This window comes from Candidatus Solirubrobacter pratensis (assembly GCF_000425945.1).
GTDB lineage: Bacteria > Actinomycetota > Thermoleophilia > Solirubrobacterales > Solirubrobacteraceae > Solirubrobacter > Solirubrobacter pratensis.
Genome location: NZ_KE384481.1, coordinates 643183 through 654996, shown reverse-complemented (window position 1 = coordinate 654996; position 11814 = coordinate 643183). Strand labels below are relative to the sequence as shown.

Below are 11814 nucleotides of genomic sequence, written 5' to 3'. Positions count from 1 at the left end.
CCTGCGGCTTCCGGAGCCGGCTACACGGGGTGATTGGAGAGGAACACGCCGCCCGGGTCGACCGTGCCCTTGATGCCCTTCAGGATCGCGTAGGTCTCGGCATCGAAGAAGCGCCGCGGGTGGTCGGGGGCCTCGACGAAGTTCAGATAGCCGGTGCCGGCATCCCAGGGCGCCATCGTGTCGAGCAGCTCGGCGAGCGCGCCGTCGATCGCCATGGCGGCCTCGGCGCCGGTGACGACGCCGGCGGCGAACAGCGAGTAGTCGGCGTCGAGCGAGGCGAGCGCGCCGTGGCTCGGGTCGCGGCGGGCGAGCGCTCCGCCGAGCTGGCGCAGCTCGACCGACACGAACGGCGAGCCCGAGCCCGGGCCGGCCGCCTCGAGCAGCGCGTCGAGCGCCGCGTCGCCGACGTTGCTGAGCAGCCGGCCGTTGCCCATCGCGGGGACGGGGTGCTTCGGGTCGCCGTGGATCTCGACCAGTCCGGCGGGCGGCATGACGGCGAACATGTCGAGCTCCGGCCCGAACGCGCGCATCGGCTCCACGATGTCGCGCCGGTAGGGCTCGTGTCCGCTGACCGCGGCCTCGAAGACGACGAACCGGCGGCCCCGCAGCGGCGCCGGGACGTCCGGGAGGTCCGGGGCCTGCAGCAGGCGGCACAGCGAGGTGACCTCGTCGGGGACCGTCTGCGCCCAGGCGCGGTAGGCGTCGAAGATCTCGCCCGCGCGCTCCCACGGCCACAGCATCGCGCCGGCGTAGAGGTCGTCGACGGCGTAGAGCTCCAGCTCCATCGCGGTGACGACGCCGAAGCTCCCGCCTCCGCCGCGCAGCGCCCAGAACAGGTCGCGCTCGTGCTCGGCGTCGACCTTGACCAGGCCGCGCCCGGCGGTGGCGACCTCGAGCGAGACGATGCTGTTGCACGCGAGCCCGTGCTTGCGCGCGAGCCAGCTGAGGCCGCCGCCGAGCGTGTATCCGACGACGCCGACGTCGGCCGACGAGCCGGCCAGCGGGGCGAGGCCGTACGCGGACGCGGGCAGGCTGACGTCGCCCCACTGGGCACCGGCGCGGACCCGGGCGCGGCGGGCCCGCGGGTCGATCCGGACGCCGCGCATGCGCGCGGTGCTCAGCAGGATCGCGCCCTCGAGGTCGGGCGCGAGCGCGGCGGCGCCGTGGCCGGTGCCCTGCGGCGCGATGCGCAGGCCCCGCTCGGCGGCGAACTCGACGGCGGCGACGACGTCGGCGTCCGTGACGGGGAACGCCACGGCGGCGGGGCGCTGGTCGACGGCGAGGTTCCACGCCCGGCGGGCCTGGTCCCAGCCGGCGTCGGCCGGACCGTAGACCGCGCCGTCGAGGCGCGCGCGCAGGGTCCCGACGTCGGCGTCGGGACGGTTGGTGATCAGCATCGTCCGTGAAGCTCCTGGGGAGGGGAGGGGAAGTCTGGGGAGTTGGCGGATGCTCCCCGGTCGGGAGTCGCCGCGCATCGGTGGAAGCCCTAAAGGTGTGGTGGTGCTACCTCTCCACCTGCGTGGACTTCGCGGTGTTACGCGCGGGGGGCGACGGGCGCGTCAGCGCGCCAGCAGCCGCGACCAGATCGTCCAGAGCGTCGCGAGCGCCTGCTTGCGGTCTCCGCTCGGGTCGCGGGCGAGGACGTCGCCGAGATAGCCGGCGTTGAGGTGCATCAGCGCGCGGGCCAGCGGGACCGGGGCGACGTCGTAGCCGGCGGCGGACAGCAGCTCGGCCGTCGCCTCGACGGAGCGCTCGAAGGCGTCGCGGTAGACACGCTCGACCTCGGCGTCGTGGTGGGACGCCTCCTCGACGGCGACGAGCAGGTGACCGTGGCGCGCGTAGAGGTCGACGGAGCGCGCGAGCATCCGCCGCAGGGCGTCCGGGTCGGAGGGATCCGGCGCGGCGATGGCGTCGACCACCACGGCCTCGTCCAGCAGCGCCACCACGACGTCGGCGAGCGACTCGAAGTGGCGGTAGAAGACCGTGCGCGCGAGCCCCGCCTCGACCATCACCGACTCGACCGTCAGCTCGCGGAAGCGGCGGTCCTCCAGCAGCCGGCCGGTCGCCGAGACGATCCGCCGGTGCGCCTCGGCACTCGGGACGCGCTGCAACACGATGGTGTGCGAGGTCCCCGCGGACGGGGACCTCGCAAACGGCCTATCTCGTCAGGCGGTGACGGCGTTGTCCGCAATCGCCTCGTCCGACCTCGCGCGGCGGGTGGTGGACGTCGTCGGCGCTGATGCCGAGGCCGTCGCCGAGGCGCCGGACGAGCTCGTTCTCGATCAGGAACAGGTGCCAGACCATGCGCTGCTGGATGCGCTCGCCGGACCCGGCGTCCTATCCGGACGGCTTGTTCACCGGCAGCCGCAGGTAGTTCCGCCCGACGCGGTAGCGCTGCGTGTCGGAGTAGCTGAACGTGCGCCGTGTCAGCGGGCCGGCCCGCGCGGCGACCCCACCGGCGACCGCCGCGCGCCCTCCCTCGGCGGCCGGGCGCCCCGTGGCCCGCATGATCTCCGCGGGCCTGCGCCGCAATCCCGCCGGCGACCTACGCGCGCCTCCTGCCCGGCGCGCAAGGTTGCCCGCGCGGCCGCTCTCCGGGCTCGGAACTGCGCACTAAGGAGAGCGGCTGTCTTGCGTCCGGCCGCTCAGGAGGACGACCGCGCCGTCTCCGCCGCCGGCGACGCGAGCGCGCCTGTCCGCGCGGAGCGGAGACGCGGACGCGCGGTGTGCGGTCGCCCCGCTCGATCACCGCGAGTGTCGGACCGCGCCGCGACGATCGACCACGTTCTCTCACTCAGTCCCGGTGAACGCGCATCTTCGATCACGCTCGCTCGCGCCGCTCGCCGCCCCCGCGAAAAACGATCACGCGGCCTCGCGAGCCGGGAAGGCAACCCGCCCCCACCTCCTTACTGCCCGCCGTTCGCCGATCCCGCCGCGGCAACGACGGCTTGCGCCGCGCAACGGCCGCGCCACGATGACCACCGCGCCGCGCACGCGTCATCGCCGGCGTCGCCGCGGCTCCAGCAGGCAACGCGCGCGGCGCTCGCTCTGCCCGCCGCGTCGGCAGCGCTCGGGACGCGACTCGTCCCTCCGATCGGTCCGGCGGATCGCTTCCCGGCGACGAGGTCCCAGTTGCCGTCCTCGGTGTAGAACTTCACGTTGCGAAGCCCGCGCGGATCGCGCACCGCCTCGGAGGAGTCACGGCCGCCGGCGACGGTGGAGAAGCGCACCGCCACCTCGGTCTTCTCTGCCCGCCTCCTGGAAGCGCTTGGCACGCGTGTACTCGGAGATCGGCTCGTCGCCCCACTTGCCGGTCGCCTCGAAGACCCCGACGGTCCAATCTGGGACTCGTCCCAGGTGACGGGTGCAGGCATGCGCCAAATAGGCTTGCGAATCATTGCCCGCGAACGCCGTGATCTTCGACTGCGACGGCACGCTGGTGGACTCCGAGCCGCTGGCGGGTCGCGCGTGGAAGGCGACCGTCGCGCCCTACGGCTATGAGGTCACCGACGCCGACCTCGCCGCGTGCATGGGCATCCCCTACGCCCGCACGCACGCCTATCTCTCCGAGCGCGCGGAGCTGCCGGAGGCGCACGAGTTCTGGCCGCTGCTCAAGCACGAGCTGTTCTCGCTGATCGACGCGGAGCTGGTGCCGTTCCCCGATGCCGTGGAGGCGGCGGCGGAGCTGCACGCGCGCGGCGTGCGGCTCGCGGTGGCGTCGTCGTCCCCGCGCGAGCGGCTGGACCGGACCTTGGCGCGCGCCGGGCTGTCGTTCGCCGTCACCGTCGCGGGCGACGAGGTCGAGCACGGCAAGCCGGCGCCGGACATGTTCCTGGCGGCGGCGGAGCGGCTCGAGCTGCCGCCGGCGCGCTGCGTGGTCGTGGAGGACTCGGTGCCGGGCGTCGCCGCGGGGCGGGCGGCGCGGATGCCGACGCTCGGGGTTCAGCGCGAGCGCGCGGTGGATCTCTCGGAGGCCGACGCGGTGGTGGAGGTCATCACCGCGGAGGCGATCCTCGCGCTACTCGATTGAGTCGAGCAGCGCGAGCTCGGCGGCGTCCAGGTCGCGCAGCGGGGCGCGGACGTCGGGCGCGACCGGGACGCCGCGGCGGGCGAGTATGCGCTTGAGCGCCGCGTGGCGCTGGGTCCGCTCGATCGCGGCGCGCAGGTCGCGCAGCCCGGCGGCGCCGGCCTCTGTCGGCTCGTTGACGACCGCGGCGACGCGGTCGGGGAACGCGGACGCGAGCGCGGAGACGGCGCCGACGGCTCCGGCCTGCATGCCGCGGTGGATCAGCGCCTCGGGGCCGACGAGCACGTCGTAGCCGTCGAGCAGGTAGCGCTCGAACTTCTCCCACGGCGCGTCGGAGACCTTCATGCCGACGACGTTGTCCTGATCGTCGCGGAGTCGCAGCAGCATCGCGGGGTCGAACGCATAGCCGGCGGCCTGGGCGAGCTCGTAGACGTAGAACGGGGTCGGGTGGCAGGCGGCGGCGACCGCCCGAAGGTGCCGGTACTGCCCCTCGGCGTCGAGCGGGAAGTAGGGCGGGCCGATCACGGCGACCGCCGCCGCGCCCACTTCAGCGGCGTGGACCGCGAGCGCGACGCTGTCGGCCGTGGTCTGTGCGCCGGCGTGGACGGCGACCGGAATGCGCCCATTTGCGGCCTCGACGTAGCGCTCGATCACCGCGCGCCGCTCCGCGATCCGCAGCAGAATGCCCTCTCCGGTCGTTCCCATCGCGAGAACGCCCGTCGCGCCGTGCGCAATCAGGAAGTCGAGATATGGCGCGATCGCGCTCTCGTCGAGCGCCGATCCACCGTCTTTCAGCGGCGTGATCGCCGCCGGAACAGTGCCTTTGAGCGGTCCAGTGATGACGCAATGATGACTTTCCCGGTGTGTAGGCGTAAATTTGCGGCTAGTCACACTCATGCCCGAGTTGAAGGACACGCGCGAGCACCAAGAGACCGGCGAGCTGGATGAGGCGCTTCTGAAGGCCATCTCCCACCCGCTCCGGCACCGGCTACTCGGCCTGCTGGACGACCGCATCGCCAGCCCGAACGAGCTGGCCCGCGAGCTGGGGCTCCCACTCGGGCGCGTCAGCTACCACATCAGGCTGCTCGCGGACCTCGGCGCGATCGAGCTCGTCCGCACCGAGCCGAGGCGAGGCGCTCTGGAGCACTTCTACCGCGCCGTCACGCGCGGGTGGTTCAGCGAGGAGGACTGGGCGCGGCTGCCGCGCTCGGCCCGCCGCGGGATCGTCGGGCAGTCGCTGCAGCGGATCTTCAGCGACGTCACGGCCGCGGTCGACGCGGGCGGGTTCGACGGCCCGGCGAGCCAGGTCACGCGCACGTCGCTGGAGCTCGACGAGCGGGGGCTCGAAGAGGTCGCCGAGGTGATCGCGACCGCCGCCGAGCGCGTCAGCCGGATCAACGCCGAGAGCGCCGACCGCCGCGGCGAAGCGGACGGCGTCCCGACCGAGCTGGCGCTGCTGCACTTCGCGCGCACGTCGTAGGGCGGGGCGCGCCGGGCGTCGCCCGCCCGCCGCAAGCGGGGCACCCTCGCCGCTTCGCCCCGTACGCTCGGCCCATGGATTCCCCGAGCCGCGCAGCGCGGGCGCTCGTCGCCACGGCGGCGGCGCTGGCGCTCGCCGACGCCTCGATCGTCGCGCTCGCGCTCCCGCCGATCCTGGCGGAGATGCACACGTCGGTCACCGGCGTGGCGGCGATCGTCGGCGTCTACGCGCTCGTGCTCGCGGCGGCGATCCTTCCGGCCGAGCGTCTCGTGCGGCGGTTCGGGCCGTCGCCGGTCGGCGCGCTCGGGCTCTCCGTGTTCGCCGCGGGGTCGGTCGCCTGCGCGCTCGCCGGCTCGCTCACCCCGCTGCTCGTCTTCCGTGCGGTCCAGGCGGCAGGGGCCGCGGCGGGCCTGCTCGCGGCATTCGACATCCTCGACGCGGGAGCCTCCTCGCACGGCCGCCGCCTCTGGCTCGGCGCCGCCCTCGCCGGCACCGCGGCGGGCCCGGCGCTGGGGGGCGCGTTGACGGAGGCGCTCGACTGGCGCGCGATCTTCGCGGTCCAGGCCCCGATCTGCGCCGCGGCCGCGCTGGGGTGCGTCCGCGCGCGGGTGCGCGAGGAACCCGAGCCGGCGACGCACGAGGCGTTCGGGCCGCTCTGGTCCGACGGCGCGGCGGCGCGCCGCGACGCGCCGCCGGGCCCCGGTGAGCCGTTCGCGCGCGGCAACGGTTCGTCCGCGCCGCGGTCGGGGTTCGAGCCGCCTTTGCCGCCCGCCGGCGGCGCGTCCGCGTCGCGGTCAGGGTTCGAGCCGCCTTTGCCGCCCGCCGGCGGCGCGTCCGCGTCGCGGTCAGGCTTCGAGCCGCCTTTGCCGCCCGCCGGCGGCGCGTCCGCGTCGCGGTCGGGCTTCGAGCCGCCATCGCCGTCCGCCGCGGCTCCCGCCGGCTCGCGTGCGTACCCGCCGGCCTCCGCCGCCGCGCAGTTCCTGTCTCCCGCCGGCGCCGCGCTCGCGTTCACGTCGGCGGCGTTCACCGCGGTCCTGTTCCTGCTCGTCCTCGAGCTCGTCGCCGGCTTCGCGCTCTCGCCGCTCGAGGCAGCGGCGGGGGTCACGGTCCTGCCGATCGCGGCGCTCGCGGCGAGCGCGGTCCGTGGCTCGCCCGTCGCCCGTGCCACGGGCGGCGCGGTGCTGATGGCCGGCGGCGCCGCCTCGCTCGCCCTGCTGCCCGAGCCGACCATCGGCTGGACCGTCGCGCCGCAGGTGCTCGCGGGCGCGGGCATGGGACTGGCGCTGCCCGCGTACGCCGGCGAGCTGCTGCCCGAGCGGACCGCCACCGACGCGGCATACGCCCTGCTCGCCCGCCATCTCGGAATCGTGCTGATCCTGGCGATCCTCGCGCCGGTCGTCAGCAGCCGCCTCGGCGACCTGACCGACCAGGCGATCCTGAAGGGCACGTCGCTCGTCCTCGATGCCCGGCTCGCGCCGCAGGACAAGCTCGAGCTCGCGCCCGACCTGTTCGACGGCATCGGCGCGGAACGCCCGCGTGCGGGTCTCCAGGCGGCGCTCGAGAAGCGCAAGGCGCAGCTCGCCGAGGACCCGTCCCTCGCGGCCCGCCTCGACGACCTCGTCGTCGCCTCGGTGAAGAACGCGTTCGGCATCGCCTATGGGATCGCCGGCGCGCTTGCGTTGCTCGCCGCCGCGCTGCTCGTCCGCCGCGCGTGGGCGGCGGGCGCCGCGGCGGCGATCGTCGCGGCCGGCTGCGTCGCGGTCTACGCCATCGAGGAGAGCCGCCGCGCGCCGCCGGAGGTCGTCATTCAGGACCCGTGCAAGCCGCGCGCGCTCCCGCAGACCGGCGGCGTGTCGGGCTTCATCCAGGCGCAGCTGCTCAAGGCGCTCGACCGCGCCGCCTGCAAGTACGGCTCCTCGCGCGAGGAGCTCGTGCTCGCGATCGCCGACGACGCCCGCGCCCGCGAGTACGAGCGACGCTACGGCGTCGACCCGCGCAGCATCAGCGGGCTGCTCGGGCTCGGCGGGTAGCGCAGCGAGGCATCGCGCGAGCCGAACAACCCGCCTCCCTTACCGCGAAGTCCGCCGAACCCGGCAGGGCAACCCGGCCTACGAGCACTCCGGGGCAAAGGCGCTGTCCAACGTGCATCGCCACACCCCCTCGCCGGTGCGATCCGCACTGAAAGGACGTCCGGCGTCGGACGCCAGCGCCGCGAGATCGATCGGCGCCTCACGGTCGGTCGCGAGCACCACGAGCGCCGCTCCCGGATCCGTCCGCGCCAGCTCCGCCCGCGCCTTCACGAGCACGAGCGGGCAGCGCAGCCCGCGCAGGTCCAACACCGTCGCCACGGGGTAGATGATGCCGGTGCACGAGATCGAGCTGTTCGTCTTCCTCGTCCTCGCCGTCGCGGTGCTGGCGGGCCTCGCCATGCGCCTGCAGGTCCCCTACCCCGTCGCGCTCGTGCTCGGCGGGCTGGTGATCGGGCTCGTCCCCGGCCTGCCGTCGCCCAAGCTCGATCCCGATCTCGTCTTCTTCGTGTTCCTGCCGCCGCTGCTGTATTCGGCCGGCGTCTCCGCGTCCGCGTACGAGCTGCGGGCCAACGCGCGGCCGATCCTGTGGCTCGCCACCGGGCTGGTGATCGTCACGATCGCCGCCGTCGCGGCGGTCGCCCACGCCGTCATGGGGATCCCGTGGGCGGCGGCGTTCGTACTCGGCGCCGTGCTCGGGCCGACCGACCCGGTGTCGGCCAACGCGGTGCTCAACCGGCTCGGCGTGAGCGGCCGGATGCCGACGATCCTCGAGGGCGAGTCGCTCGTCAACGACGGCACTGGGCTGACCGCCTACAAAGTCGCGCTCGCGGCGGTCGGCGCCTCGGCGTCGGCGCCTGGCATCGGCGTGCAGTTCGTGGCCGCCGCGGCCGGAGGGATCGCCGTCGGCCTCGCCGCCGGCTGGCTGTTCTCGCGCCTGCGCTCCGCGGTCACCGATCCGTCGCTGGACGTGACGCTGTCGGTCCTCACCCCGTTCGTCGCCTACATCCCCGCCGAGCGGATCGGCGCGTCCGGCGTGCTCGCCACGGTGACCGCGGGCGTCTTCACGGGCGTGCGCTCGCTCGACGTCCTCGAGCCGGGCACGCGCCTGCGCACGCTCGCGTTCTGGCAGTCGACCACCTTCCTGCTCGACGGCCTGCTGTTCCTGCTCATCGGCGTCCAGGTCCCGTCGATCCTGGACCGCATCGAGGGCGCCGACGCGCTGACGCTGACCGGCCAGGCGCTGCTGATCACCGCGGTCGTGATGGGCGTGCGCGCGGCGTGGATGACGGTCGCACCGTGGATCGCGCACGCCGACACCACGCCGCCCGAGCGGATCGCGATCGCCTGGAGCGGCATGCGCGGCGGCGTCTCGCTCGCCGCCGCGCTCGCGATCCCCGTGGTGGTCGACGGCACGCGCTTCCCCGACCGCGACCTCGTCCTCTTCCTCGCGTACGCGACGATCGTGATCACGCTCGTCGTGCCCGGGCTCACGCTCGCCCCGCTGCTGCGGCGGCTCGGTCTGGGGGAGAGCCCCGGGCGGCGCCGCGCCGAAGCCGAGGCGCGCCTGCGCCTCAACCATGCGGCGCTGGAGCGGCTGGAGGAGCTGGCGGAGCAGGACGGCGTGCCTGAGCACGTCGTCGACCGCGCGCGCGACCGCTACCAGTCGCGCATCGAGCGGCTCCAGGCGCGCCTGGACGACGGCGAGCAGACCGACCGCGGGACTGACATCTACCTCGCGGCGCGGCTGCTGGTGGAGATGATCGAAGCCGAGCGCGACGTCCTGCGCGAGCTGCGCCGCGAGCGCGCCTACCCGGCCGAGACGCTGCGCGAGATCGAACGCGAGCTCGACCTCGACGAGTCCCGCGTCCGCGCCCGGATCCGGCTCTGACACGATGGTGGGCGTGCTTGCCGCCATCCTCGAGTCGGGCGAGCCCGAGCGCCTCTACACCGGGCTCTCGCTGCTCGTCTCCGCCGCGTCGGAAGGCCGCCCCGCGCGCGGGCTGGCCACGTTCGGCGCGCTCGCGCCGCTGCTCGACCCGCAGCTCGAGCGACGCGCGCTCTCCACCACGCACGTCGTCGAGGCCGAGCGCGAGGCGTTCGCGCGCACGCTCGCGCAGCTGCGCGACGCGGCCGCCCCGAGCATCTGGGCGTGCGCCGCCGCCGTGCAGGCGATCGGCGCCGACTGGGCGGTGGTCAACGAGCGGCTCGCGGGCGTGATCTCGACGCCGCAGTTCCTGCGCGAGGCGGGCGACGCGCAGATGGTGGTCGTGTGAAGCGCGCGCTCGCCGCCCTGCTCGCGCTCGCCGCCGCCGGCTGCGGCTCGCCTGCCGCCGACCTGTTCGTCGTCAGCCGCAGCGGGGCCGATCGCAACGCCGGCCTCACGATGCTCGTCTCCGACGACGGCACCGTCACCTGCAACGGCAAGAAGCACCCGATCTCCAATGGCGAGCTGCTCGACGCGCGCCGGCTCACGCGCGACCTCTCCAAGCAGGCCGAGCTGCACCTCGTCCTGCCGCCGAAGCCCGGGTCGGTGCTCTCCTACAAGGTGCGGATGGAGGCGGGCACGGTGTCGTTCAGCGACACGTCGCGCCCGCTCCCCACGGCCTTCACGCAGCTCGAGGTCTTCACCAAGAACGTCAGCGAGGACGTCTGCGGGCTGCGGCGGGACTGACTACGGGTTGGTCGTCGACAGCGTGAACGTGATCGTCCTGTTGTAGGTTCCCGTGCGCAGCGCGTCGGTGGCGTCGATGCGCTGCTTGAACGTGATCCCGACGGTGTCGTCGGACACCGGCGCGGTCCACGCGCTCTTCGAGAGCTCGACCACCAGCGGCTGCGGCAGCGAGAAGGCGCCGTTGGCGAGGTGGCCGGGATCGGAGTAGGTCAGCGTCGCGTCGCCCGCGGTCGACGTGACGGTCGCCGTCGTCTGTGCCGTGTAGTCCATCCCGGCGCCAGGCGTGAACGCCCCGAACGACGCCGCGCCGCCGAGCGCCAGGGAGAGCGTGGCGGGGACGGTGCCGCCGACGGCCAGCGGGTTCGCGTCGACGCGCCCGAACGCGCCCGCCGTCTCCCCGTTGGGGCCGGCGGTGAAGAAGAGCGCGTTCTTCGGCCCGCTGTTGGCGTTGCCGGCGCCGAACTGGATCGCCCACAGGCCGCCGATCGCGAGCGGACCGCCGGACGGCGACTGCAGCGTCCCGTGCGGCGTGAACGTGCCGGCCGGGCCCTCCTTGAACGCGTTGATGCGGCCGTCGCCGAAGTTGGCGACCAGCAGGTCGCCGGAGAAGGCGCCGAAGCCGGCCGGCGCCTGCGCGACGCCCCACGGCGCATTCAGCGCGCCGCCCGAGGCGACGTGCGCGAGCAGGGTCCCGGCCGTGTCGAACGCGTCCACGTAGCCGAGTCCGGCGCCGGGGATCTCGTCCTCGCCCGCCGGATCCTGCTTGGCGTAGGTGACGAAGATGCGGCCGCCGATCGTCTGGATGCCGTACGGCGCGTAGCCGGCGGGCAAGCTCGGGTCGGTGAAGCCGCCGGCCGGCGTGACCGGCTGCCACTGCCCGTCGAAGACGTCGACGCGCGCGTTCTTGAAGTCGGTGGCGTACAGCCGCGGGCCGCCGGCGGTCGTCGCGATCGCGAGGCCCTTGTAGCTCGCGCCCGCGCGGGTGGCGGTGAGCTGCGCGGCGGTGCCGGAGCGCCAGCCGTAGAGCGTTCCGGCCTCGGTGCTGAAGATGAAGCTCGAGACGCCGCCGGCGATCGGGAAGTTGTTCGCGACGCCGCCGGAGACGATGCCGGTCGGCCCGCCTGGGACGCTCACGACGAGCGGGTTGGGCACGTTCGTCGCGGGATAGACCCCCGACGTGCCGGTCCCGTTGTGGGCCGGCCACCACGGGGACGTGGCGCTCGCGACGAGCCCCCATGGGTTGACCAGGTTCGGGTCATAGCGGTCGGCGGGCACGAGCGGCGAGCTCGAGACCAGGTTGTGGACCACGTACTGGTCGCTGTCGGCTCGCGCGGAGCCGGCGAACGCGAGACCGGCCAGCGCGATCGCCGCGCCGGCCGTGGTCCCGCGGGCAAAGCGTGTGAGCACCTGCACGGCGATGGGCCTCCTACCTCAAGGGGAACGGTCCGTCCGGCGGGGAATACGCAGGCGCGCCGCGCGCGTTCGGTCGCCGTCACACCAAGCGGCGCTCGTCGCAATGGTGGGTGATGGCCGACGCGATCACGCCGTGCGAGGGGTGCGCGACCGTTCCTTTGAACTGTTCGAAGGTTCGTAGGTCACCTCCGCG

General features: G+C 74.2%; 11 protein-coding genes and 2 pseudogenes. 6 read left to right on the top strand and 7 right to left on the bottom strand.

The annotated features are described in order from the left end of the window. Nucleotides 1-20: 20 nt before the first annotated feature. From H958_RS0132765 to H958_RS48605, 4 genes and pseudogenes are all read right to left on the bottom strand, one after another. On the bottom strand, nt 21-1397 hold the full coding sequence (locus H958_RS0132765; protein WP_037412263.1) for an FAD-binding oxidoreductase: 1377 nt from the start codon (nt 1395-1397) through the stop codon (nt 21-23). A gap of 162 nt (nt 1398-1559) precedes the next feature. After that, complete coding sequence (locus tag H958_RS0132760) at nt 1560-2114, bottom strand: TetR/AcrR family transcriptional regulator (protein ID WP_196807677.1); 555 nt, start codon at nt 2112-2114, stop codon at nt 1560-1562. 109 nt (nt 2115-2223) lie between these two features. Next, a pseudogene (locus tag H958_RS49295) lies at nt 2224-2430 on the bottom strand (catalase); the annotation flags it as partial. Nucleotides 2431-3119: 689 nt separating this feature from the next. Further along, nucleotides 3120-3330 (bottom strand): annotated as a pseudogene (locus H958_RS48605) (catalase); the annotation flags it as partial. Nucleotides 3331-3397: 67 nt separating this feature from the next. On the opposite strand from H958_RS48605, the gene H958_RS42145 reads away from it, so the two are divergent. Next, complete coding sequence (locus H958_RS42145) at nt 3398-4030, top strand: HAD family hydrolase (RefSeq protein ID WP_051325132.1); 633 nt, start codon at nt 3398-3400, stop codon at nt 4028-4030. Here the strand turns inward: H958_RS42145 and H958_RS0132735 are convergent. Next, a complete protein-coding gene (locus tag H958_RS0132735) occupies nt 4019-4924 on the bottom strand; it encodes a dihydrodipicolinate synthase family protein (RefSeq protein ID WP_196807674.1) in 906 nt (301 codons plus the stop codon). The two genes, H958_RS42145 and H958_RS0132735, sit on opposite strands and share 12 nt — an antisense overlap. On the opposite strand from H958_RS0132735, the gene H958_RS44570 reads away from it, so the two are divergent. Both H958_RS44570 and H958_RS44565 read left to right on the top strand, forming a co-directional pair. Next, complete coding sequence (locus H958_RS44570) at nt 4923-5507, top strand: ArsR/SmtB family transcription factor (protein ID WP_051325131.1); 585 nt, start codon at nt 4923-4925, stop codon at nt 5505-5507. The genes H958_RS0132735 and H958_RS44570 overlap by 2 nt on opposite strands. A gap of 74 nt (nt 5508-5581) precedes the next feature. Continuing rightward, a complete protein-coding gene (locus tag H958_RS44565) occupies nt 5582-7537 on the top strand; it encodes an MFS transporter (protein ID WP_051325130.1) in 1956 nt (651 codons plus the stop codon). 78 nt (nt 7538-7615) lie between these two features. On the opposite strand, the gene H958_RS42125 is transcribed toward H958_RS44565, so the two are convergent. Further along, a complete protein-coding gene (locus tag H958_RS42125; protein WP_037412260.1) occupies nt 7616-7855 on the bottom strand; it encodes a sulfurtransferase TusA family protein in 240 nt (79 codons plus the stop codon). A gap of 16 nt (nt 7856-7871) precedes the next feature. Between H958_RS42125 and H958_RS0132715 the strand changes: the two genes are divergently transcribed. Genes H958_RS0132715 through H958_RS0132705 form a run of 3 tightly spaced genes read left to right on the top strand, consistent with a single transcriptional unit; the run spans nt 7872 to nt 10208 of the window. Then, the gene (locus H958_RS0132715) at nt 7872-9425 is read left to right on the top strand and encodes a Na+/H+ antiporter (protein ID WP_028061737.1); all 1554 of its coding nucleotides are present in this window, start codon (nt 7872-7874) and stop codon (nt 9423-9425) included. Between the two features lie 13 nt (nt 9426-9438). Then, on the top strand, nt 9439-9810 hold the full coding sequence (locus H958_RS0132710) for a hypothetical protein (protein ID WP_156028457.1): 372 nt from the start codon (nt 9439-9441) through the stop codon (nt 9808-9810). Continuing rightward, nucleotides 9807-10208 carry a hypothetical protein gene (locus H958_RS0132705; protein ID WP_028061735.1) on the top strand — a complete coding sequence of 134 codons (402 nt, stop codon included), beginning with the start codon at nt 9807-9809 and terminating at the stop codon, nt 10206-10208. The genes H958_RS0132710 and H958_RS0132705 overlap by 4 nt, the downstream gene beginning before the upstream one ends. Here the strand turns inward: H958_RS0132705 and H958_RS42120 are convergent, their stop codons facing one another. Further along, nucleotides 10209-11621, bottom strand: coding sequence for a TIGR03118 family protein (locus tag H958_RS42120; protein WP_051325128.1), 1413 nt, complete (start codon nt 11619-11621; stop codon nt 10209-10211). Nucleotides 11622-11814: the final 193 nt, after the last annotated feature.

Excerpts from the sequence above, each read along its gene's own strand:
- H958_RS0132765 (WP_037412263.1), bottom strand. The coding sequence starts at position 1,397 with ATGCTGATCACCAACCGTCCCGACGCCGACGTCGGGACCCTGCGCGCG.
- H958_RS44570 (WP_051325131.1), top strand. The coding sequence starts at position 4,923 with ATGCCCGAGTTGAAGGACACGCGCGAGCACCAAGAGACCGGCGAGCTG.
- H958_RS0132735 (WP_196807674.1), bottom strand. The coding sequence starts at position 4,924 with ATGAGTGTGACTAGCCGCAAATTTACGCCTACACACCGGGAAAGTCAT.
- H958_RS44565 (WP_051325130.1), top strand. The coding sequence starts at position 5,582 with ATGGATTCCCCGAGCCGCGCAGCGCGGGCGCTCGTCGCCACGGCGGCG.